19 protein-coding genes and 1 pseudogene are annotated in these 21,689 nt (G+C 72.4%); 10 read left to right on the plus strand and 10 right to left on the minus strand.

The window, feature by feature from the left end; all coding sequences use genetic code 11:
• The first annotated feature begins 20 nt into the window (after positions 1-20).
• The 3 genes and pseudogenes from C3486_RS00665 to C3486_RS00675 form a co-directional block, all read left to right on the plus strand.
• A complete protein-coding gene (locus tag C3486_RS00665) occupies positions 21-668 on the plus strand; it encodes an alpha-ketoglutarate-dependent dioxygenase AlkB (protein ID WP_103830506.1) in 648 nt (215 codons plus the stop codon).
• An 83-nt stretch (positions 669-751) separates the two neighbouring features.
• Positions 752-1,546, plus strand: a complete 795-nt coding sequence (locus C3486_RS00670) for a 3-hydroxybutyrate dehydrogenase (RefSeq protein WP_103830507.1) — start codon at positions 752-754, stop codon at positions 1,544-1,546.
• Between the two features lie 113 nt (positions 1,547-1,659).
• A pseudogene (locus tag C3486_RS00675) lies at positions 1,660-3,603 on the plus strand (helix-turn-helix domain-containing protein); the annotation flags it as partial.
• Positions 3,604-3,849: 246 nt separating this feature from the next.
• Here C3486_RS00675 and C3486_RS00680 read toward each other — a convergent pair.
• Positions 3,850-5,232, minus strand: a complete 1,383-nt coding sequence (locus tag C3486_RS00680) for an MFS transporter (RefSeq protein WP_103830508.1) — start codon at positions 5,230-5,232, stop codon at positions 3,850-3,852.
• Positions 5,233-5,631: 399 nt separating this feature from the next.
• On the opposite strand from C3486_RS00680, the gene C3486_RS37090 reads away from it, so the two are divergent.
• Positions 5,632-6,015: a hypothetical protein gene (locus C3486_RS37090; RefSeq protein ID WP_181138397.1), complete on the plus strand. Its 384-nt coding sequence runs from the start codon at positions 5,632-5,634 to the stop codon at positions 6,013-6,015.
• Here C3486_RS37090 and C3486_RS00690 read toward each other — a convergent pair.
• A complete protein-coding gene (locus tag C3486_RS00690; protein ID WP_103830510.1) occupies positions 6,012-6,509 on the minus strand; it encodes a MaoC family dehydratase in 498 nt (165 codons plus the stop codon). The genes C3486_RS37090 and C3486_RS00690 overlap by 4 nt on opposite strands.
• Before the next feature lie 213 nt (positions 6,510-6,722).
• On the opposite strand from C3486_RS00690, the gene C3486_RS00695 reads away from it, so the two are divergent.
• Positions 6,723-7,904: a cytochrome P450 gene (locus tag C3486_RS00695; RefSeq protein ID WP_103830511.1), complete on the plus strand. Its 1,182-nt coding sequence runs from the start codon at positions 6,723-6,725 to the stop codon at positions 7,902-7,904.
• Positions 7,905-8,107: 203 nt separating this feature from the next.
• Here C3486_RS00695 and C3486_RS00700 read toward each other — a convergent pair whose 3' ends face one another.
• From C3486_RS00700 to dhaK, 3 genes are all read right to left on the minus strand, one after another.
• Positions 8,108-8,539 carry a PTS-dependent dihydroxyacetone kinase phosphotransferase subunit DhaM gene (locus C3486_RS00700; RefSeq protein WP_103830512.1) on the minus strand — a complete coding sequence of 144 codons (432 nt, stop codon included), beginning with the start codon at positions 8,537-8,539 and terminating at the stop codon, positions 8,108-8,110.
• Positions 8,536-9,102: a dihydroxyacetone kinase subunit DhaL gene (dhaL, locus tag C3486_RS00705; RefSeq protein WP_103830578.1), complete on the minus strand. Its 567-nt coding sequence runs from the start codon at positions 9,100-9,102 to the stop codon at positions 8,536-8,538. The genes C3486_RS00700 and dhaL overlap by 4 nt, the downstream gene beginning before the upstream one ends.
• Positions 9,103-9,331: 229 nt before the next feature.
• Positions 9,332-10,324, minus strand: coding sequence for a dihydroxyacetone kinase subunit DhaK (gene dhaK / locus C3486_RS00710; RefSeq protein ID WP_103830513.1), 993 nt, complete (start codon positions 10,322-10,324; stop codon positions 9,332-9,334).
• A 1,085-nt stretch (positions 10,325-11,409) separates the two neighbouring features.
• Between dhaK and C3486_RS00715 the strand changes: the two genes are divergently transcribed.
• Positions 11,410-11,748, plus strand: a complete 339-nt coding sequence (locus C3486_RS00715) for a MerR family transcriptional regulator (protein ID WP_103830579.1) — start codon at positions 11,410-11,412, stop codon at positions 11,746-11,748.
• Positions 11,749-11,922: 174 nt separating this feature from the next.
• Here the strand turns inward: C3486_RS00715 and C3486_RS00720 are convergent, their stop codons facing one another.
• Complete coding sequence (locus C3486_RS00720) at positions 11,923-12,363, minus strand: DUF3662 domain-containing protein (protein WP_181138391.1); 441 nt, start codon at positions 12,361-12,363, stop codon at positions 11,923-11,925.
• A 493-nt stretch (positions 12,364-12,856) separates the two neighbouring features.
• On the opposite strand from C3486_RS00720, the gene C3486_RS00725 reads away from it, so the two are divergent.
• The 4 genes from C3486_RS00725 to C3486_RS00740 all read left to right on the plus strand — a co-directional run bounded on the left by C3486_RS00725 (position 12,857) and on the right by C3486_RS00740 (position 16,752).
• On the plus strand, positions 12,857-13,060 hold the full coding sequence (locus C3486_RS00725; RefSeq protein WP_030877404.1) for a cold-shock protein: 204 nt from the start codon (positions 12,857-12,859) through the stop codon (positions 13,058-13,060).
• Between the two features lie 345 nt (positions 13,061-13,405).
• The gene (locus C3486_RS00730) at positions 13,406-14,875 is read left to right on the plus strand and encodes a DEAD/DEAH box helicase (protein ID WP_103830515.1); all 1,470 of its coding nucleotides are present in this window, start codon (positions 13,406-13,408) and stop codon (positions 14,873-14,875) included.
• A 306-nt stretch (positions 14,876-15,181) separates the two neighbouring features.
• Positions 15,182-15,589, plus strand: coding sequence for a YciI family protein (locus tag C3486_RS00735; RefSeq protein WP_103830516.1), 408 nt, complete (start codon positions 15,182-15,184; stop codon positions 15,587-15,589).
• Between the two features lie 17 nt (positions 15,590-15,606).
• On the plus strand, positions 15,607-16,752 hold the full coding sequence (locus C3486_RS00740) for an RNA polymerase sigma factor (RefSeq protein ID WP_103830580.1): 1,146 nt from the start codon (positions 15,607-15,609) through the stop codon (positions 16,750-16,752).
• 14 nt (positions 16,753-16,766) lie between these two features.
• Here the strand turns inward: C3486_RS00740 and C3486_RS00745 are convergent, their stop codons facing one another.
• From C3486_RS00745 to kdpF, 4 genes are read right to left on the minus strand one after another with little or no spacing between them, the layout of a single operon-like run.
• The gene (locus C3486_RS00745; protein ID WP_103830581.1) at positions 16,767-17,432 is read right to left on the minus strand and encodes a potassium-transporting ATPase subunit C; all 666 of its coding nucleotides are present in this window, start codon (positions 17,430-17,432) and stop codon (positions 16,767-16,769) included.
• A gap of 5 nt (positions 17,433-17,437) precedes the next feature.
• Positions 17,438-19,591, minus strand: a complete 2,154-nt coding sequence (gene kdpB, locus C3486_RS00750) for a potassium-transporting ATPase subunit KdpB (protein WP_103830517.1) — start codon at positions 19,589-19,591, stop codon at positions 17,438-17,440.
• Entirely contained in the window at positions 19,588-21,252 is a 1,665-nt protein-coding gene (kdpA, locus tag C3486_RS00755; protein ID WP_103830518.1) for a potassium-transporting ATPase subunit KdpA, read from the minus strand. Before kdpA ends, kdpB begins: the two co-directional genes overlap by 4 nt.
• Positions 21,253-21,259: 7 nt before the next feature.
• A complete protein-coding gene (gene kdpF, locus C3486_RS00760) occupies positions 21,260-21,349 on the minus strand; it encodes a K(+)-transporting ATPase subunit F (protein WP_103830519.1) in 90 nt (29 codons plus the stop codon).
• Positions 21,350-21,689 lie beyond the last annotated feature (340 nt).

A 21,689-nucleotide genomic window follows, 5' to 3' on the forward strand; every position in this document is an offset into this window, starting at 1 on the left:
ACACGGCGTACGCTGGCACCATGGCCACGCACGCCACACACGCCGCACACCTCCAGGGCTCCCTCTTCGGCGCCGCCGAAGAGCCCGCACTCCGCCCGCTCACCGGCATCGCCCGCACCGACCTCGGGCTCGGCGCCTGGATCGACGTCCTGCCCGGCTGGCTGACCGGCGCCGACACCGTCTTCGACGTGCTGGCCGGCACCGTCCCCTGGCACGCCGAACGGCGGCAGATGTACGAGCGGACCGTCGACGTACCCCGGCTGCTCTGCCACTACCGGGAAGGCACCGAGCTGCCGCACCCCGTCCTGGCCGAGGCCCGGGACGCGCTCAGCGCCCACTACGCCGCCGAACTCGGCGAACCCTTCCGCACCGCCGGCCTCTGCTACTACCGCGACGGCGAGGACAGCGTCGCCTGGCACGGCGACCGCATCGGACGCGGCCGCAGCCAGGACACCATGGTCGCCATCCTCTCCGTCGGCGAACCCCGGACCCTCGCCCTCCGGCCGCGCGACGGCGGCGGCCCGAGCATCCGCCGCTCCCTCGGCCACGGCGACCTGATCGTCATGGGCGGCTCCTGCCAGCGCACCTGGGACCACGCCATCCCCAAGACCGCCCGCCCCGTCGGCCCCCGCATCAGCATCCAGTTCCGGCCCCGGGGCGTACTGTGAGGGCCCCGGCCACATGACCGGACCGCGCCTTGTGGTCCCGCCCCACATCGGTACCGGACCCCGCGCTGCCTAAGGTGGCGCCCATGAGCGCCACCTCCACACCCGGCCCCGTCCCCCCGGCCGACCTCCACGGCCGCACCGCCCTCGTCACCGGCGCCGCCGGCGGCATCGGCGCCGCCGTCGCGCTGCGCCTCGCGGCCGCCGGCGCCACCGTCCGCGCGGTCGACCGGGACGACGACGGCCTCACCCGGCTCGCGGAACGGGCCGACGGCCTGCCCGGCGCCCTCCAGCGGATCACCCTCGACCTCACCGACCTCGACGCCGCCGAGGAGACCGCCGCCGGCGCCGACATCCTCGTCAACAACGCCGGCATCCAGCTCGTCCGGCCCCTCGAGGACTTCCCGCCCGACGTCTTCGCGACCGTCCTCAAGGTCATGCTGGAGGCACCCTTCCGCCTCGTACGCGGCGCACTGCCCCACATGTACGCACAGGGCTGGGGCCGCATCGTCAACATCTCCTCCGTGCACGGCCTGCGCGCCTCGCCGTACAAGTCCGCCTACGTCGCCGCCAAGCACGGCCTGGAGGGCCTCTCCAAGGTCGCCGCGCTCGAAGGCGCCGAGCACGGCGTCACCTCCAACTGCGTCAACCCCGGCTACGTCCGCACCCCCCTCGTCGAGAAGCAGCTCGCCGACCAGGCCGAAGCACACGGCATCCCCGCCGAGCGGGTACTCACCGAAGTCCTGCTCAAGGACACCGCCGTCAAGCGCCTCGTCGAACCCGACGAGGTCGCCGACGCCGTGGCCTACCTCTGCGGCCCCCACGCCTCCTTCATCACCGGCACCTCGCTGGCCATGGACGGCGGATGGACGGCGCACTGACCTCCGGGAACGACCCGTCCGGCACCGGCACGCCCGCCGCGGCCCCGGCGCCCGGTACCCCGCGCCGCGCCCCCGCTGGCGCGCCCCGGCGCACCGGCGGTATCCCTGTGTCCATGCCACCCCAGCAGCCCGCTCGAACCCCCGCCGAACCGGCCGAGACCCCCTTCCTCGACCTCCTCGCCACCGGCGCGCCCGCCGAGGACTTCGAACGCGCGGTGCTGCGCGCCCGGGCCGACGGCGCCTCCGCCGAACGGCTGGCCGCCCTCGAACGCGCCAAGCTGCTCGCCCTGCGCGTCCGCACCGAGCTGGAAGGACGGCGCCGCCGCGAGGCCGAACTGTCCGCGCTGTACGAAACCGCGCACGACCTCGCGGGCCTGCGCGACCTGGACGCCGTCCTGCGGGCCATCGTCCAGCGCGCCCGCTCCCTGCTCGGCACCGAGACCGCGTACATGACCCTCAACGACCCCGTCGCCGGCGACACGTACATGCGGGTCACCGACGGCTCGGTCTCCGCCCGCTTCCAGCAGCTCCGGCTCGGCATGGGGGAGGGGCTCGGCGGCCTGGTCGCCCAGACCGCCCGCCCCTACGTCACCGACAGCTACTTCGACGACCCCCGCTTCCAGCACACCCGCACCATCGACACGGGCGTACGGGACGAAGGACTCGTCGCCATCCTCGGTGTACCGCTGAAGCTGGGCAGCGGCGTCATCGGCGTACTCTTCGCCGCCGACCGCCGGGTCCGGGTCTTCGACCACGCCGAGATCGCCCTGCTGTCCGCACACGCGGCCCACGCGGCCGTCGCCATCGACACCGCCAACCTGCTCGCCGAGACCCGCAAGGCGATGACCGAGCTGGAGGCCGCCAACGAGATCATCCGCGACCGCAGCGGCGTCATCGAGCGCGCCTCCGACGTCCACGACCGGCTCGCCGAACTCGTCCTGCGCGGCGGCGGCGTCCAGGACGTGGCCGCCGCCGTCGCCGAAGTGCTCGACGGCACAGTGGAGTTCACCGAGGCCGACCGGGCACCCGCCGAGGCGCTGGACCGCTCCAGCGCCGACGGCCACGCCGTGCCCGACGGGGACGACTGGGTCGCCGCCGTCCGCTCCGGCAGCGAAGTGCTCGGCGCGCTCGTCCTGCGCGGCCACCCCCGCCTGGACCCCGTCGACCAGCGCACCCTCGAACGCGCCGCCATGGTCACCTCCCTGCTGCTGCTCGCCCGGCGCACCGCGGGCGAGGCGGAGCAGCGGGTACGCGGCGAACTCCTGGACGACCTGCTCGAAGCCCCCGACCGCGACCCGCGGCTGCTCCGTGAACGCGCCGCCCGGGTCGCCGCCGACCTGGACGTCCCGCACGTCGTCCTCGCGGCCCGCATCGAGGACCCGGCCGGCACGTCACCCGGCCCGGACGGTGCGGGCGCCACCGGACGGCAGCGCCTGTGGTCCGCCGCCTCCCACCTCGCCGCCACCCGCCACGGACTGGCCGCGGCCCGGGACGCCGGCGTCGTCCTGCTGCTGCCGCTGGGCGGCGACGGCGACACCGGCGACCAGGGCGCAGAACCCGGCGAAGCGGCCCGTCGGGTCGCCCGCCAGCTCGGCGCCGCCGTCCACGCACCGGTCACCGTCGGCGCCTCCGCACCCGTCGCCGCACCGGCCGCCACGCCCGCCGCCGTCGCCGGCGCCTACGCACAGGCCCGCCGCTGCCGGGAAGCGCTGCGCGTGCTCGGCCGCTGCGGCCAGGGCGCGGCGGCCGAGGACTTCGGCTTCCTCGGCCTGCTGCTGGCCGACGGCCGGGACGTGGACGGCTTCGTACGCCGCACGCTCGGCGCGGTACTGGACTACGACGCGCGCCGCGGCACGGACCTGCTGGGCACCCTGAACGCGTACTTCGCCAGCGGCATGAGCCCGGCCCGTACGAAGGACGCCCTGCACGTACACGTCAACACGGTCGCTCAGCGCCTGGACCGCATCGGCCGCCTGCTCGGCCCCGACTGGCAGTCCCCGTCCCGGGCACTGGAGCTGCAACTGGCGCTGCGGCTGCACCAGTTGTCGGCGGCTTTGGGGGAGTACGGGGTGGGCCGGGTTTTTTCGGCCCGCCCCCGTTTCCCTGGCAGGGCCCCTCCCTCTCCCCATCCAACGGGAGAGCCGCCCCACCCCCGCGGCCAAGACCCCCTCCCCCGCCTCCACCGCACATACCGTGAAGGTAGCGCCCCCCATCGACAGCCGGGGGCGCCTGTGGACAACGCCAACCCCACACTGTGTGCCGGCGCGGGGAGGCACCCGGCCGGGTACCTCCCCGCGCCACTCTCAGACCGCCCCGGCCTCCGCTCCGCGAGGACCTTCCGCACCCGCGGCCGACTCCGCACCCACCGCCGCCAGGTCCCGGTGCCGGGTCTCCTTGGCCGCGTACAGCGCGATCAGCGTCAGCACCGCGGCAGCGATGACGTACAGCGCGATCGGCGTCGGGCTGTCGTAGTCCGCCAGCAGCGCCGTGGCGATCAGCGGCGCCGGCGCACCCGCCGCGACCGAGGAGAACTGCGCGCCGATCGACGCGCCCGAGTACCGCATCCGCGTCGCGAACATCTCCGCGAAGAATGCGGCCTGCGGCGCGTACATCGCCCCGTGGAAGACCAGCCCGACGGTCACCGCGAGCAGCAGCAGCCCGAAGTTCTTGCTGTCGACCAGCGCGAAGAAGGGGAACGCCCAGGCCGCCACGCCCAGCGCCCCTATGAGGTACACCGGCCGCCGTCCCACCCGGTCCGACAGCGCGCCCCACGCCGGGATGACCGCGAAGTGCAGCGCGGAGGCGATCAGTACGGCGTTGAGCGCGGTCTGCTGCGACAGTCCGCTGTGCTCCGTCGCGTAGACCAGGACGAACGCCGTGAGCACGTAGTACGAGATGTTCTCGGCCATCCGCGCGCCCATCGCGATCAGCACGTCCCGCCAGTGGTGCCGCAGCACCGCCACGAGCGGCAGCTTCTCCGTCGCCCGCTCCTCGCCCTTCCGCGCCTCCGCCTGGGCCAGCGCCGCCTTGAACACCGGCGACTCGTCCACCGTCAGCCGGATCCACAGTCCGAGCAGTACCAGCACACCGGACAGCAGGAAGGGGACCCGCCAGCCCCACGACACGAACGCGCCCTCCGGCAGCACCGCGGTCAGCACCGCCAGCACCCCGGTCGCCAGCAGCTGCCCGGCCGGCGCGCCGGTCTGCGGCCAGGACGCCCAGAAGCCGCGCCGCCGCGCGTCCCCGTGCTCGCTCACCAGCAGTACGGCGCCGCCCCACTCGCCGCCCAGCGCGAAGCCCTGGACGAGCCTGAGCAGCGTCAGCAGCAGCGGGGCGGCCGAGCCGACCGTGGCGTGGGTGGGCAGCAGGCCGATCGCGAAGGTCGCGCCGCCCATCATCAGCAGGCTCAGCACCAGCAGCTTCTTGCGGCCGAGCCGGTCGCCGTAGTGCCCGAAGACGAGCGCCCCGACGGGCCGGGCCGCGAATCCGACCGCGTACGTGAGGAACGACAGCAGCGTGCCCACCAGCGGATCGGAGTCCGGGAAGAACAGCTTGTTGAAGACCAGCGCGGCGGCCGACCCGTAGAGGAAGAAGTCGTACCACTCGACGGTGGTGCCGATGAGGCTCGCGGCGACGATGCGCCGCAGCCCGGCGGGGGTTGGTGGGACGTGCGCGGTGGCGGCCATGGGTTCACTCCGGACCGGGAAGGGGGGACGATGCGATGTCGCCACACGGTAGGAAGCCGGTGCCATGGCGCGTATGTGGCCGCGCACCACACTTCCCGGCGGGCCTGTGCGCCCCGCCTCCATGACACCCGCGACCGGCCCGCGAGCGGACGGGAACCGGACGGCGACCAGCGCGGCCTCGGCCCGCGTCCGGTCCGGGACCGGCCCGTGACCAGCCAGGGACCGGTCCGCGACCGGTTTCCCCTGCGGCGCCCTCGGGCACCCGGCTGTTCTCACTCGTACCGCTGGGCGAGTGACAAAGCGGAACACACCCGCCCCTTCCGGTCGCACACGCGATGCCGCGGGGTGAGCCTGGAAGGGGACGGTATCCGCGTACGGCTCGAACAGGAAGGTTGCACAGTGGACAGCGCGCACCAGGAAACGCAGGTCGAGCACGCGGCGGAGGTCACGGTCGAGTGCACCGGATGCAAGGCGGAGGACGCCGCGGCCATCTTCACCGTGCTGCGGACGTGCTTCGCCTCCGACCGCGACGCGGACGACGCGCCCCGTGAGACGGCCGGAGCGGGGCCGAGCGTGTGGACGGCGACCTTCGACGTCAACCAGCCCCGTGACACGCCCGAGCCCACCCGGCTCTCCGCGCCCTGCACCGTCACGCTGCAGGGCGGATACCAGGCGGTCGACCAGCTCCGGAAGGCGCTGCTGCCCGCCTTCGTGGTCTCGGTCGCCGGCACGGCGGCGGGCGACCAGGAGGAGGAGGTCTCCCTGCGCCTGGAGAGCCGCTAGGGGCGTGCCGGCCTGCGGGCGAAGAAGTTCAGGGCCGTCACCGTCAGCACCGGCTCGTCCCGCTGGTTGAGCACCTCGATCGCGGTGCGCACGATGCCCCGGTCCGGCTTGGACCGGGAGACCCGTGCGTCCAGGACCGTGGTGCGGATCGACAGGGCGTCGCCCGGCCGGACCGGCTGCACCCAGCGCAGCTCGTCGACGCCGGGTGACGCCAGGCTCGCCACCTTGCTGACGTAGTGGTCGGCGTAGAGCCGCATCATCACCGCGCTGGTGTGCCAGCCGCTCGCGATCAGCCCCTTGAACGGTCCGTTCTCCGCCGCAGCCGGGTCCGTGTGGAAGCTCTGCGGGTCGAAGCGGCGCGCGAAGTCGAGGATCTCCTCCTCGGTGAGCGTGATGCTGCCGTAGGTGTAGACCGAACCCGGGACGTAGTCCTCGAAGTACCGCTCGGTGATGGGCGCCGCGAAGTCGCCGGAGCCCGCTGCCGTCGTCGTCATGCGGGCACGGTATTACGGTACTGACACTGGAGAGGCGCTGCGGTACTGAAGTCGACAGCACCACAGCGCTGCGGAAGCGCATGACAGCGGCTCTGACACCAACAGCGCCACAGTGCTGCCAGTGCTGTGCGAGAGCGCATCATTGTCCTGCACCAACAACGTCACAGCGCTACTCCGCCACACCGCTCCGGAGCGCACTACGGTACAGACACCATGAGCGCGCCCCTGTACGGTCCGGTCTTCTTCCAGGACCCCTACGCCACCTACGCCCGGCTGCGGTCCGCCGCCCCCGTCCATGCCCTGCCGCCACCGCGCGCCGGTGGCCCGGTGAGTTACCTCGTCACCGGCCACGCCGCCGCCCGCGCGGCGCTCGCCGACCCCCGGCTGTCCAAGGACACCGCGCGCTACTTCGCCGACCGGCCCACCGGCCGCCGGCTGCATCCCGCGCTCGCGCACACCATGCTCGCCACCGACCCGCCGGACCACACCCGGCTGCGCCGCCTGGTGGCCCCCGCCTTCACCGCGGGCGCCGTCGCCCGACTGCGCCCGTACCTCGACGAGCTGACCGCCGGCCTGACGCGTGACTGGCGGCCGGGGGACACCGTCGACCTCGTCGCCGGGCTCGCCGTGCCGCTGCCGGTCACCGTCATCTGCCACCTCCTCGGCGTGCCCGAGGCGGACCGCGCGCAGCTGCGGGCCTGGTCGGACCAGCTGTTCGAGGCGGGCGCCCCGGACCGTATCGATGCCGCGTCGCACGAGGTGGCGGCGTACTTCGGCCGGCTCGTCGCCGCGAAGCGCGCGGCGCCGGACGACGGCCTGCTGTCCGCGCTGATCGCCGCGCGGGACGGCACCGACCGGCTCGGCGAGGACGAACTGGTCTCGCTGGCCGTCCTGATCCTGGTCGCCGGGCACGAGACCACCACAAACCTCATCGGCAACGCGACGCTCGCGCTGCTCGCCCACCCGGACGCCGCCGCCCGGCTGCGCGCCCGCCCCGAGCTGATCCCCGGCGCGCTGGACGAACTGCTGCGGTACGACTCGCCGGTGGGCATCGCCACGTTCCGGTACGCCACCGAGCCGCTGACGCTCGCGGGTACGGACGTACCGGCCGGATCACCGGTGCTCGTCGCGCCAGGCGCCGCCAACCGCGACCCGGTGCGGTTCGCCGACCCCGACACGCTCGACCTGGACCGGGACGCGGCCGGACATCTCGCCTTCGGCCACGGCATCCACCGCTGCCTGGGCGCCCCGCTCGCCCGCGCCGAGGCGGCCACCGCGCTGACCGCCCTCCTCACCCGCTTCCCCGCCCTCCGCCTCGCCGCCCCCACCACGCAGCTCCGCTACCGCCACACCCGCCTGATGCGCGGCCTGGAGGCGCTACCGGTGGTGCTGTGAGGCGCGCTCAGGGCCCGGCCGGGGCGGCGGGACACCCGGGCAGGCACCGGACCGACGGCCGACCGCACCCGGAGCCCCCGGACACCGCCCGGTCGGCGGGCCGGTGGGCCGCCGGGTCGGCGCCGCGCCCCGGCACCGACCCGACCGCCCCCTGCCCTCCATCCCCCGGCTTCCCGTCCCCGTCCTCCCGTTCCCCGTCTCCCTCATTCCTTCCGGTACGAGTACGCCTCTCCGGCCGCCGTGGCGACCGCGTCGAGGTCGGCGCCGGTGGAGGCGGTGACCACGGCGGCCACCGCGCCCTCCAGGAACGGGGCGTCCACCAGGCGTGTCCCGTCCGGGAGTTCGTCGCCCTCGGCGAGCAGGGCCTTCACCGTGAGGACGGCGCTGCCCAGGTCCACCAGTACGGCGACGCCCGCGCCGCGGTCGACCGTGCGGGCCGCCTCGGTGATCAGCTCGGCGCTGGTCCCGAGCCCGCCGTCGGGCGTACCGCCCGCCGCCGCGACCGGTGCCTTCGCGCTGCCGCCCGCGAGTCCCACGGCCAGCTCCGCGACCGAGTCGGCCACCGCGCCGCTGTGCGACACCAGCACGATGCCGACCAGCGCGTCGCCGCCGTCGGCCGTTGTCTCCGTGCTCATGCGGTCACCTCCGCGAGGGCGGCGAACAACAACGCCGCCGAGGTCGCCCCCGGGTCCTGGTGCCCCTTGCTGCGCTCGCCCAGGTAGCTGGCCCGGCCCTTGCGGGCCTGCAGCGGCGTGGTGTCCACGGCGCCCTTCTCCGCGGCCTCGGCGGCGGCGGCGAAGGACGTACCCAGCGCCTCGACCGCCGGGCCCAGCGCGTCCAGCATCGTCTTGTCGCCCACCGCAGAGCCGCCCAGTTGGGCCACCGCGTCGACCCCGCCGCGCAGCGCGGCCCGCAGTTCCTCGGCGGTGACGCCCGGCGCGTCTCCCAGTGCCTTGCCCGCGCGGCGCAGCAGCGTCCCGTACAGCGGCCCCGAGGCGCCGCCCACGGTCGAGATCAACTGCCGTCCCGCCGTGGTGAGTACGGCACCGGGGGTCACCGGCGGGTCCGACTCCAGGGCCTTGGCGACGGACGCGAAGCCGCGCTGCAGGTTGCCGCCGTGGTCGGCGTCGCCGATGGGGGAGTCCAGCTCGGTGAGGCGGTCGGCCTCCCGGTCCACCAGGGCGGCGGCAGCCTGCATCCAGCGGACGAAGAGCGCGGCGTCAAGGGCCGTTTCGGTCACGTGCTGCTCCTGAGATCTGCGGTACGCGCAACGACGGCGCGTACGGAACGGACGAGGGGGACAGGTACGGGTACGGATACGAGTACGGGAACGGCTGGGAAGTCGGTACGGACAAACGGATCGGTGCTTTCGCGGCCGGTCCGGCAGGGAGCACGGCAACGGCGCTGTCGCGGACGATCCTGGCAGGTCAGCGCCCCCACCGCAGCCCGGCGGTCTGCACCGGCGCGTCCCACAGCCGCAGCAGCTCCTCGTCCGCCTGGCACAGCGTCACCGAGCAGCCCGCCATGTCCAGCGAGGTGACGTAGTTGCCGACGAGCGTACGGGCCACCGCCACGCCGCGCTCGGCGAGCACCCGTTGCACCTCAGCGTTGAAGCCGTACAGCTCCAGCAGCGGCGTCGCGCCCATCCCGTTGACCAGTACCAGCACCGGGCCCCTGGGCTGCCAGTCGTCCAGGATCGCGCCCACCGACGCGTCGGCGATCTCGTGGGAGGTCATCATCGGCCGCCGTTCGCGCCCCGGCTCGCCGTGGATCCCGACGCCGAACTCCAGCTCCCCGGCGGGCAGATCGAACGTCGGGGTGCCCTTCGACGGCGTCGTGCAGGCGCTCAGCGCCACCCCGAGGCTCCGCGAGGACGCGACGACCCGGCGGGCGAGCGCCTCGACCCGCTCCAGGGGCTGCCCCTCCTCGGCCGCGGCGCCGGCCAGCTTCTCCACGAACAGCGTCGCCCCGGTCCCGCGCCGCCCCGCCGTGAACGTCGAGTCCGTCACCGCCACGTCGTCGTCGACCAGCACGCTGGCGACCTGCACGCCCTCGTCCTCGGCCAGCTCCGCCGCCATCTGGAAGTTCAGTACGTCACCGGTGTAGTTCTTCACGACGAACAGCACGCCCTTGCCGCTGTCCACGGCGGCCGCGGCCCGCACCATCTGATCCGGCACCGGCGAGGTGAACACCTCGCCAGGACACGCCGCGTCCAGCATCCCGGGCCCGACGAACCCGCCGTGCAGCGGCTCGTGCCCACTGCCACCGCCCGACACCAGCGCGACCTTCCCGGACACCGGCGCGTCCCGCCGCACTACGACGCGCCCCTCGACATCCACCACCAACTCCGGATGCGCCGCCGCCATCCCCCGCAAAGCGTCCGCGACCACACTCTCCGGCACATTCATCAGCATCTTCACGGGGTACCTCCAGGTGAGTCCGGCAGTAGGGCCACTGAGCAGTGTTGCCGCAGGTCATGCGGGTCATGCCCGGCTCCGTCAGCGCCTTTGCCCGGAGCCGCTCGGTCCCCAGTATCGACCCCGTGGCGATCGAGGTCACGGATCAGGCGGGAGGCTCTGCGCGGGACGCCGCCGCCACCGTCGAGCACGGCCTCCGCAGTGCTGCCGTGGGCGTGCGGGAATCTCCGCTGGGGACCGTGCCGCGCCACGAGACAGCGGGGAACGTAGCGGTGACTCCACCTGTCCTCACCAGCCCGAACGACCAGTCCGAACGGCTCGGGCGGTCCGGACCCGCAGTGGTTGATCAGTCGAGGCTTCTCCCCAGAAGGCGCATTGCCATGACGGGGGCGCTGACGGCCACGTCCAGGGCGTCGGGTCCGGCGGTGACCTTCGTGCTCGGCATCTGCGTCAACACCCCACCCGGATCGGTTGCACGGCTTCGCAGGGCCCGTCCGTCCCGCTCCACCCGGGTCCGGGCACCCGTGCGCTGCTGGTACAGATTTCCGGCACTGTTCGCCGACAGGAAGGCGAGTCACCCCAATGCAGGAAATCTATCGAGACGGCTGTAGACATGCGCGGGTCACAGGGTTACTGTTTTGCCTGTAACCGAGAGATCGAGTGAAGCGCGGCAGAGGACGAACTGCCGTGGAGCAGAACGCAAGTAGCAACGGCACGGCAGCGGAGCGAGGGAGCCGGAAGGTGTAAGGGTTCCGTCGCTGGCTGCCGGGCCGGGCGGCCCACTGAGGGGCCGCGCGCAGTTCCGCATGTTCAGCAGTACGAACCAGCAGTCCGGAGAGAAGGAGGAAGACGCCATCAGGATCGCCCGGGCGAGGAAACGTCACCGCCCGGGTACCGCAAGACCCCGGATTGGAAGGTGGTCCCCGGTCACGCAACCGCGATCCCCGCGCCTCCGGCCTCCCAGGCGGAGAGACGCGGAATGAGAAGGCCGGCGCAACCAACCGCCGGCAGATGGTGTTGAAATCCTCGGGGCCCTGGTGCTGTACGGCACCAGGGCCCCTCGACGCATGACCGTGAACGAGGTGCAGATGACGGCAGACACCCCGCTCGACCGTCTCGATGACGACGACTACCCCGCCTACACCATGGGCCGCGCCGCCGAGATGCTCGGCACCACCCCGGCCTTCCTGCGCGCCATAGGCGAAGCCCGTCTGATCACCCCGCTGCGCTCCGAGGGCGGCCACCGCCGCTACTCCCGCTACCAGCTGCGCATCGCGGCCCGTGCCCGCGAACTGGTCGACCAGGGCACCCCCATCGAGGCGGCCTGCCGCATCGTCATCCTCGAAGACCAGCTCGAAGAGGCCAAGCGCATCAACGAGGAACTGCGCCACTCCGCCGCACAGCGCCGGCGCACGAGCGACGCCTGACACCGGCGGCCTGCCCCGCACCACCCGGATCTGCGACCGAGTACCTCTGCTCGGACGCTGAGCCCGATGCGGGGTTCCTGTGCAGGCTCATATGCAGGGCGAGAGCGGCACGGCCTGAGTGGTGCGGCGCCCGCCCTCCTGCGGCGAAGCTCTCCGAGGCGTCGGCCGACCCGGTCAGTCCCCCTTGTACGGAGGCACGGCCACCTGCGGCAGGGCCATGGTCGGCGCGTCCTTGTGCGTCGGCGGGTGGCAGGGGACCAGACGGCTGCGCACCCGGTAGCGGGCGCGCCCGCCGTCCGGATGCGCCACGACGCCCACCGTCACCGGGCCGGCGAAGCTGTAGGACCGCTCGGCCGCGTACCGCCGGATCTCAGCGGCCAGTTCCGGCCCGAGCCGCTCCCGGTGGCCGGCCAGCCGCCGGTGGCTGGCCGCGGGCAGCTCGATCGAGAAGCAGTTGGGTACCACGGTGCGGCCACGGCCCATGATCAGGGCGTTGTCGTCGCACTCCCGGCGCAGCCTGGCCACCACGTCCATCGGCTTCTTCCCGGGCTTGCGCACCGAGGCCCATGCGGCACTCGTCCAGCGTTCCATGGCCCGTTCGAATCGTCCGATCATGTTCATCCCCGGCGCCTGTCCGCCCTCGCTCCGCCCAAGCGCACCCATCCGGGTGAGTGGCCGCAGCGCACTGGTTCGACGGCCGTCCATCGATTCCTCGAGGCGCTGCTGCTGCGAATGACTCGGAGAGGCCCAGCCGGGCAACGAACGGACTGGGCAATCCGGCCGTGCCCTCGGGCCTGCCGGCGGCGCAGCCGGAAATTTCGACAGCCCCCCGGAGGCAAATATCTGGTCTCGCCGTTGCAGAAATGCGGGTATGCGTGGCGAGAATTCGTGGTTCGGCGGATCCGGGGCGAGAAAGTGTTGCCTTCTCCCGGAGTGACCGTGCTACGGTTACGTCAGTTGCAGTTGTGGTTCCCCGAAACTTCGAGTGCTCCTCCCGGATTTCTGGGGGAGTCCTTGTGTGTTCCGGTCTCCCGGAAGGGCGATCATTGCGGCAGCTCCGGTTCCTGCGCAGTGCGGGCTCCGGGTATCGCCCAGAAGGAGAAGTATTTTGGCTACTGGCACCGTGAAGTGGTTCAACGCGGAAAAGGGTTTCGGCTTCATCGAGCAGGACGGTGGCGGCGCTGACGTGTTCGCCCACTACTCGAACATCAACGCCACCGGCTTCCGTGAGCTGCTCGAAGGCCAGAAGGTAAGCTTCGACGTCACGCAGGGCCAGAAGGGCCCGCAGGCGGAGAACATCGTTCCCGCCTGACGCTGACGCGCACAACGAGCTGGGGCACGCACCTGCGTGCGGCCCCGGCTCGTTGCGTTATTCGCGCTCGCCCGCGGGGACGGACTTCCGCCCGCGGCGGCGAGCGAGCGGCGGCACGGTCCGCCGCATCCCCGAGTCGGGGCCGGAAGCCCGCGGCTCCCTCGCACCCGTATACCGGTCACGTTCGTCACGGGCCGGGTCCCGGTGCCTCTTCACGACGATTCGACGGCCATTTAAGGCCGCGTTTATTTCGTCTTTTCTTCGGCTCGATCTTGCGAATCCGTACGTGGTTCAACAGCGCTGCGGCGAATTCCTCGATACGTGCCGCATCGAGGAAGGTTCTGCATGAACCGCACTGCTCGCACCACCGCCGCTCCCTCTCCCTCGCGCAGCGGCGCGCTCGGCTCCGGCCGCGACGGCCGACGCTCGCAGGGCATCGCCCGCCGGGGCGGACCGTCGCGCTCGGCCAAGACCGGGCACCCCCGTCAGGGACGCGCCACAGGCGCCCCGCGGGAGTTCGCCCTGCCGGTCACCCACACTCCGCCCCTGCCGGCCGTCGAGACGTTCGCCGGTCTCGACATGCCCGAGCGTCTGAAGACCACGCTCCGCGCCCACGGCATGAGCGCCCCGTTCCCGATCCAGGCCGCCACGCTGCCCAACGCGCTGGCCGGCCGGGACGTGCTGGGCCGGGGCCGTACGGGCTCGGGCAAGACCCTGGCCTTCGGTCTCGCCCTGCTGGCCCGCACCGCGGGGCAGCGTGCCGAGCCGCGGAGCCCGCTGGCGCTGGTCCTCGTCCCCACCCGGGAGCTGGCACAGCAGGTAACGGCCGCGCTCACCCCCTATGCCCGTGCGCTGCGGCTGCGGCTCACCACGGTGGTCGGCGGCATGTCGATCGGCCGTCAGGCACGCGATCTGCAGAGCGGCAGCGAGGTGGTGGTGGCCACGCCGGGCCGGCTCAAGGACCTCATCGAACGCGGTGACTGCCGGCTGGACCGGGTGGCCGTCACGGTCCTGGACGAAGCCGACCAGATGGCCGACATGGGCTTCATGCCCCAGGTGACCCACCTGCTCGACCAGGTACGGCCCGAGGGGCAGCGTCTGCTGTTCTCCGCCACCCTGGACCGCAACGTCGACCTCCTGGTCCGCCGCTATCTGACCGATCCGGTGGTCCACTCCGTCGATCCGTCCGCAGGCGCGGTCACCTCCATGGAGCACCATCTGCTGCACGTCCAGGGGGCCGACAAGCACGCGACGACCACTCGGATCGCCGCACGTGACGGGCGAGTGATCATGTTCCTGGACACCAAGCACGCAGTGGACCGGCTGACCAGGGACCTTCTGGCGGTCGGGGTACGCGCCTCGGCCCTGCACGGCGGCAAGTCGCAGTCGCAGCGCACCCGCACCCTCGCCGGTTTCAAGTCGGGCCACGCGAACGTCCTGGTGGCCACCAATGTCGCGGCCCGCGGCATCCACGTCGACAACCTCGACCTCGTCGTCAACGTCGACCCGCCGAGCGACCACAAGGATTACCTGCACCGCGGTGGGCGTACTGCCCGCGCCGGCGAGTCCGGAACCGTCGTCACCCTCGTCCTGCCCGGACAGCGCCGCAGCATGAACCGCCTGATGTCGGACGCCGACATCACCGCGCAGGAAACCAGGATCCACCCGGGCGAAGCCGACCTGAGCCGTATCACCGGGGCCCAGGCGCCTTCGGGCATCGCCCTGACCGCAGCGGACACCCAGCCCCCCGAGCGCACCGGCACCGTGCGGCAGTCGCGGCGCAGCCGCCCTGCCCGACAGCGGCGCCGCTCCTGAACCAGCAGCCACGGCCCCTCACGCAGCAAGCGCCCCGGAGGACTGGCCCTCACCGACCGTGGCTTCACCGACGGCCGGGCGGGGCGACCGCATCGGCTGGCGGCGTACGGTGACGTGGTCCGGCGGCCCCGAGGCTCGGCGACCGCGTCGCTCTCGTGGAAATTTCGGGGAAGAAGTGCTGGTCAGCGAGGTGCGGGCAGGGAACCGGAAATTTTTTCCGGCGATGATGTCGAGAACCGGCGAGTGGCTCCGTCCCCGGGGTGAACGCGACGACAATGGGTCGCACCGGCATCGAGGAGACCGACCATGGCCAAGTACCTGCTGCTGAAGCACTACCGCGGCGCTCCGGACGCGGTGAACAACATTCCCATGGACCAGTGGAAGCCCGAGGAGATCTCGGCGCATATGCAGTACATGCAGGACTTCGCGGCCCGGCTGGAGAAGAGCGGGGAGTTCGTCGACGGGCAGGCGCTCGCCCCCGAGGGGACGTGGGTCCGGTACGACGGCGAGGGGCGTCCGCCGGTCACCGACGGGCCGTTCGCCGAGACCAAGGACCTCATCGCCGGCTGGATGGTGATCGACGTCGACAGCTACGAGCGCGCCGTCGAGCTGGCCGGGGAGCTGTCGGCCGCCCCCGGCGCGGGCGGGCAGCCGATCCACGAGTGGCTGGAGCTGCGCCCGTTCCTCACCGCGCCCCCCACCATCACGGAGTGACCTCCCCGGTGTCGCAGCTGAACGAGGCCCTGCTCAGGAGCCTCACGCCGAGTGTGCTCGGCATCCTCGTCCGCCGCGGAGCAGACTTCGCGGCGGCCGAGGACGCCGTACAGGACGCGCTGGTCGAAGCGCTCCGCGTCTGGCCGGCCGACCCTCCGCGCGATGCGAAGGGGTGGCTGGTCACCGTGGCCTGGCGCCGGTTCCTCGACGCGACCCGCGCGGACGCCGCCCGCCGGCGCCGCGAGGACCTGGCCGAGGAACAGCCGGAGCCAGGGCCCGTGTCCGGCGTGGACGACACGCTGCAGCTGTACTTCCTGTGCGCCCACCCCTCGCTGACACCGTCGTCCGCCGTCGCGCTCACCCTGCGCGCCGTCGGCGGGCTCACCACCCGCCAGATCGCCCAGGCGTACCTGGTGCCGGAGGCGACGATGGCGCAGCGCATCAGCCGCGCCAAGCGCACCGTCTCCGCCGTCCGTTTCGACCGGCCAGGTGACGTCGCCACCGTGCTGCGCGTGCTGTACCTGGTCTTCAACGAGGGCTACTCCGGTGACGTCGACCTCGCCGCCGAGGCCATCCGGCTCACCCGGCAGCTCGCGGCCGTCATCGACCATCCCGAGGTGGCGGGGCTGCTCGCCCTCATGCTGCTCCACCACGCCCGGCGGGCCGCCAGGACCGCGCCCGACGGCAGCCTGGTGCCGCTCGCCGAGCAGGACCGCGGCCGGTGGGACACCACGGCGATCGCCGAGGGCGTCCGCATCCTGCAGGCGGCACTCGCGCGCGACCGGCTGGGCGAGTTCCAGGCCCAGGCCGCCATCGCGGCGCTGCACGCCGACGCGCCCACCGCCGGGGAGACCGACTGGGTGCAGATCGTCGAGTGGTACGACGAGCTGGCGCGGCTGACCGACAGCCCGGTCGTACGGCTCAACCGCGCGGTCGCCGTCGGCGAGGCGGACGGTCCGCGGGCCGGCCTGGCGGCGCTCGCCGAACTGGACGACTCGCTGCCCCGTCACGCCGCGGTGGCCGCGTACCTCCACGAGCGCGACGGCGACCCGGCGACGGCGGCCCGGCTGTACGCGGAGGCGGCCGGCAAGGCGGCCAACCTCGCCGAGCGCGACTACCTCACACGCCAGGCCGCCCGGCTCAACGCCGGCCGGCCCGGCTGACGGGCCGCTGCCGCTCAGCCCCGTGTCAGCTCCTTGAGGGCGAGGTTGAGCCGGAGGACGTTGACGCGGGGTTCGCCCAGGAAGCCGGCGACGCGGCCCTCGGTGTGGTCCGCGACCAGCTTCTTCACGCGTGCGACGGGGAGGTGGTTGCGGTCGGCGACGCGGCGGGTCTGGAGCTGGGCGTAGGCGGGGGAGATGTCGGGGTCCAGGCCCGAGCCGGAGGAGGTGACCGCGTCGGGCGGTACCCGGGACGGCGCGATCCGGTGGCCGGGTACGGAGTTGTCCCTGACGACGGCGGCCCGCGCCGCCTTCACGGACGCGACCAGCTCGGGGTTGTCGGCGGCGAGGTTGGTGGCGCCGGAGACCAGCAGCTTGTACTGGGTGTTGACGGTGTTGGTGGTCAGGCCGTCGGAGGGGCGGGGCTGGAACCAGCGCAGGTCCGGCGCGGGCTTCTGCTGCCCCTTCTTCAGCGGCAGGTCGTAGCGCTGGCCGATGAGTGCGGAGCCGACGGCCTTGCCCTCCGCCCTCACCTCCGAGCCGTTGGCCTGGTGGGGAAAGAGGCCCTGGGCGACGCCGGTGACGGCGAGCGGGTAGAGCACGCCGCACACGACGGTCAGGACGAGCAGGGCACGCAGGCCCGCCGCGCACAGGCGTGCGGTGTTCTTGACGGCAGTGTTCATGGCGGTCACCCGATGCCTGGAAGGAGGGAGAGGAGCAGGTCGATGAGTTTGATGCCGAGGAAGGGGGCGATCAGGCCGCCGAGCCCGTAGATGCCGAGGTTGCGGCGGAGCATCTTGTCGGCGCTGGTGGGCCGGTACCGCACGCCCTTCAGGGCCAGCGGGACGAGCGCCACGATGATCAGCGCGTTGAAGACGACGGCGGAGAGGATCGCGGAGTCGGGGGAGGACAGCCGCATGATGTTGAGCTTGTCCAGGCCGGGATAGACCGCGGCGAACAGCGCCGGAATGATCGCGAAGTACTTGGCGACGTCGTTGGCGATGGAGAACGTCGTCAACGCGCCCCGAGTGATGAGCAGTTGCTTGCCGATTTCGACGATCTCGATGAGCTTGGTCGGGTTGGAGTCCAGGTCGACCATGTTCCCGGCCTCCTTGGCGGCGGAGGTGCCGGTGTTCATGGCCACGCCGACGTCGGCCTGGGCGAGGGCGGGCGCGTCGTTGGTGCCGTCGCCGGTCATCGCGACCAGCTTGCCGCCCGCCTGCTCACGCTTGATCAGGGCCATCTTGTCCTCGGGGGTGGCCTCGGCGAGGAAGTCGTCCACGCCTGCCTCGTCCGCGATGGCCTTGGCGGTGAGCGGGTTGTCGCCCGTGATCATGACGGTCTTGATGCCCATCCGGCGCAGCTCGGTGAACCGCTCGCGCATGCCCTCCTTGACCACGTCCTTGAGGTGGATGACGCCCAGGACGCGGGCGCCGCGGGCGTCCTCGACGGCCACCAGCAGCGGCGTGCCGCCCGCCTCGGAGATGCCTCGGACCAGGTCGTCGGCGTCCTCGGCCACGGTGCCGCCGCGCTCCCGTACCCAGGCGAGTACCGAGCCCGAGGCGCCCTTGCGGATGCTGCGGCCGTCCACGTCCACGCCCGACATGCGGGTCTGCGCGGTGAAGGCGATCCACTCGGCGTGGCCCAGTTCGCCCCGGGCGCGCTCGCGCAGGCCGTACTCCTCCTTGGCCAGGACCACGACGGAGCGGCCTTCGGGAGTCTCGTCGGCGAGCGAGGAGAGCTGGGCCGCGTCGGCGACCTCGGCGGCGGTGCTGCCGCGTACGGGCACGAACTCGGCGGCCTGCCGGTTCCCGAGGGTGATGGTGCCGGTCTTGTCCAGCAGCAGGGTGGAGACGTCGCCCGCCGCCTCGACCGCGCGGCCGGACATCGCCAGGACGTTGCGCTGCACCAGGCGGTCCATGCCGGCGATGCCGATGGCGGAGAGCAGCGCGCCGATCGTGGTCGGGATCAGGCAGACCAGCAGTGCGGTCAGCACGATGAGCGAGGTCTGCCCGTCGGCGCCGGCGTGGGCGGCGAAGGGCTTCAGCGTGACCACGGCGAGCAGGAAGACGATGGTCAGCGAGGCGAGCAGGATGTTCAGCGCGATCTCGTTGGGCGTCTTCTGCCGGGCCGCGCCCTCGACCAGGTTGATCATCCGGTCGATGAACGTCTCGCCCGGCTTCGTCGTGATCGTGACGACGATGCGGTCGGAGAGGACCTTCGTACCGCCGGTGACCGCCGACCGGTCACCGCCCGACTCCCGGATGACCGGGGCCGATTCGCCGGTGATGGCGGACTCGTCGACGGACGCGACCCCTTCGACGACATCGCCGTCGCCGGGGATGATGTCGCCCGCCTCGCACACCACCCGGTCGCCGACGCGGAGTTCGGTGCCGGGCACGCGCTCCTCGGTGCCGCCGGTGAGGCGGCGCGCGACGGTGTCGGTCTTGGCCTTGCGCAGGGTGTCGGCCTGGGCCTTGCCGCGGCCCTCGGCCACGGCCTCGGCGAGGTTGGCGAAGAGGACGGTCAGCCACAGCCAGGCGGTGATCGTCCAGCCGAACCAGTCGCCGGGGCGGGCGAGCGCGAGCGCCGTGGTGAGGACCGAGCCGATCAGTACGACGAACATCACCGGCGACTTGATCATCACGCGCGGGTGCAGCTTCCGTACCGCGTCGGGAAGCGAGGTCAGCAGCTGGCTCGGGTCGAACAGCCCGGTGCCGACCCGGCCGTCGCCGGGTTCGTGGCCCGTCGGCAGGTCCTGGTGGGGCGCCCGGGGCGGGGTTGCTGTGGTCATGTCGTCCTGCTCTTCGGTCCTCAGCTGCGGTGTGTCGGTGGTGGTCATGCCGCGAGCCCTTCGGCGAGGGGGCCCAGGGCCAGCGCGGGGAAGTAGGTCAGCCCGGTGACGATCAGCAGGGTGCCGACCAGGAGGCCGCTGAACAGCGGCTTCTCCGTACGCAGGGTGCCCGCGGTCTCGGGGACGGGCCGCTGCCCGGCGAGCGAGCCGGCCAGCGCCAGGACGAACACCATGGGCAGGAACCGGCCGAGCAGCATGGCGAGTCCGAGGGTGGTGTTGTACCAGGGGGTGTCGGCGCTGAGCCCGGCGAAGGCCGATCCGTTGTTGTTGGCGCCGGAGGTGTAGGCGTACAGCACCTCCGAGAAGCCGTGCGCGCCGGGGTTGAGGATCGAGTGCGGCGGGGTCGGCAGGGCCATGGCCGCGGCGGTGAAGCACAGGACCAGGGCCGGGGTGATGAGGATGTAGCAGGCGGCCAGCTTGATCTCGCGGGAGCCGATCTTCTTGCCCAGGTACTCCGGGGTGCGGCCGACCATCAGGCCGGCGAGGAAGACGGCGATGACGGCCATGACGAGGATGCCGTAGAGGCCGGAGCCGACACCGCCGGGCGCGATCTCGCCCAGCTGCATGCCCAGCAGGGTGATGCCGCCGCCGAAGCCGGTGAGCGAGGAGTGGAAGGCGTCCACGGCGCCCGTCGAGGTCAGCGTCGTGGCCACCGCGAAGATCGAGGAGCCGCCGATGCCGAAGCGGGTCTCCTTGCCCTCCATCGCGCCGCCCGCGGCCTGCAGGGCGGGGCCGCCGTGGTGGAACTCGGTCCACATCATCAGCGCCGTGAAGCCCAGCCAGATGGCGGCCATGGTGGCCAGGAGCGCGTAGCCCTGCCGGAGGGAGCCCACCATGCGGCCGAAGGTCCGGGTGAGGGCCACGGGGATCAGCAGGATGAGGAAGACCTCGAAGAGGTTGGTGAAGCCGTCGGGGTTCTCGAAGGGGTGGGCGCTGTTTGCGTTGGCCAGGCCGCCGCCGTTGGTGCCCAGCTCCTTGATGACCTCCTGGGAGGCGTAGGCGCCGCCCTGCCACTGCTGCGGGGCGCCCAGGAACTGGCCGACCTCGTGGATGCCGGCGAAGTTCTGGATCGCACCGCAGGCGACCAGGACCAGCGCGCCGGCGACGGAGATCGGCAGCAGGACGCGGAGGGTGCCGCGGACCAGGTCGGTCCAGAAGTTGCCCAGTTCGCCGGTGCGTGACCGCGCGAAACCGCGGACGAGGGCGACGGCGACGGCCATGCCGACCGCGGCCGAGACGAAGTTCTGCACCGCCAGGCCGCCGGTCTGCACGACGTGGCCCATGGCCTGTTCGCCCGCGTAGGACTGCCAGTTGGTGTTGGCCACGAAGGAGGCGGCGGTGTTGAACGCCTGGTCCGGTGAGATCGAGGCGAAGCCGAGCGAGCCGGGCAGTACGCCCTGGAGCCGCTGGAGCAGGTAGAGGAAGAGGACGCCGGCGGCCGAGAAGGCGAGCACGCCGCGCAGGTAGGCGGGCCAGCGCATCTCGGTGTCGGGGTGCGCGCCGATGGCCTTGTAGAGCCACTTCTCCACGCGCAGATGGCGGGGCGAGGAGTAGACGCGGGCCATGTGATCGCCGAGGGGACGGTATGCCAGGGCGAGCGCCGCTATGAGCGCCAGCAGCTGCAGCACACCGGCAAGGACGGGGCTCATGTCGTTCTCAGAACCTCTCCGGGTAGATCAGGGCGAGGACGAGATAGCCCAGGAGGGCCGCGGCCACGATCAGGCCGACGATGTTTTCGGTGGTCACAGCTTGGCGACCCCCTTGGCGACAAGGGCCACCAGCGCGAAGACCGCGAGCGTGGTGACGACGAAGGCCACGTCGGCCATCGAGAGCTCCTGGATGAGAGGTGGAACTGAACGGACGGTGAGAGCAAACCGCCTTTTCCGGCCACGGCGGCCGCCGTTGACGGCTCCCTTACGGCCGCGCGTGCGCCCTTGACGCCTCCCATACGCCGACGGGCGGCAGCGCACGCCGGAACCCGCGCTGAGCTGCGAAGAAGAATCGCCGAAGGCCCGCACCGGGGAGGTGGTGCGGGCCTTCGGGGACGCCGTGACGGCTGCCCTCAGGGGGAGGCGCGACGGCTGCC

Source organism: Streptomyces sp. Ru73, from assembly GCF_002920575.1.
GTDB lineage: Bacteria > Actinomycetota > Actinomycetes > Streptomycetales > Streptomycetaceae > Streptomyces.

Excerpts from the sequence above, each read along its gene's own strand:
- C3486_RS00665 (WP_103830506.1), top strand. The coding sequence starts at position 21 with ATGGCCACGCACGCCACACACGCCGCACACCTCCAGGGCTCCCTCTTC.
- C3486_RS00670 (WP_103830507.1), top strand. The coding sequence starts at position 752 with ATGAGCGCCACCTCCACACCCGGCCCCGTCCCCCCGGCCGACCTCCAC.
- C3486_RS00680 (WP_103830508.1), bottom strand. The coding sequence starts at position 5,232 with ATGGCCGCCACCGCGCACGTCCCACCAACCCCCGCCGGGCTGCGGCGC.
- C3486_RS00690 (WP_103830510.1), bottom strand. The coding sequence starts at position 6,509 with ATGACGACGACGGCAGCGGGCTCCGGCGACTTCGCGGCGCCCATCACC.
- C3486_RS00695 (WP_103830511.1), top strand. The coding sequence starts at position 6,723 with ATGAGCGCGCCCCTGTACGGTCCGGTCTTCTTCCAGGACCCCTACGCC.
- C3486_RS00700 (WP_103830512.1), bottom strand. The coding sequence starts at position 8,539 with ATGAGCACGGAGACAACGGCCGACGGCGGCGACGCGCTGGTCGGCATC.
- dhaL (WP_103830578.1), bottom strand. The coding sequence starts at position 9,102 with ATGCAGGCTGCCGCCGCCCTGGTGGACCGGGAGGCCGACCGCCTCACC.
- C3486_RS00715 (WP_103830579.1), top strand. The coding sequence starts at position 11,410 with ATGACGGCAGACACCCCGCTCGACCGTCTCGATGACGACGACTACCCC.
- C3486_RS00720 (WP_181138391.1), bottom strand. The coding sequence starts at position 12,363 with ATGATCGGACGATTCGAACGGGCCATGGAACGCTGGACGAGTGCCGCA.
- C3486_RS00730 (WP_103830515.1), top strand. The coding sequence starts at position 13,406 with ATGAACCGCACTGCTCGCACCACCGCCGCTCCCTCTCCCTCGCGCAGC.
- C3486_RS00735 (WP_103830516.1), top strand. The coding sequence starts at position 15,182 with ATGGCCAAGTACCTGCTGCTGAAGCACTACCGCGGCGCTCCGGACGCG.
- C3486_RS00745 (WP_103830581.1), bottom strand. The coding sequence starts at position 17,432 with ATGAACACTGCCGTCAAGAACACCGCACGCCTGTGCGCGGCGGGCCTG.
- kdpB (WP_103830517.1), bottom strand. The coding sequence starts at position 19,591 with ATGACCACCACCGACACACCGCAGCTGAGGACCGAAGAGCAGGACGAC.
- kdpA (WP_103830518.1), bottom strand. The coding sequence starts at position 21,252 with ATGAGCCCCGTCCTTGCCGGTGTGCTGCAGCTGCTGGCGCTCATAGCG.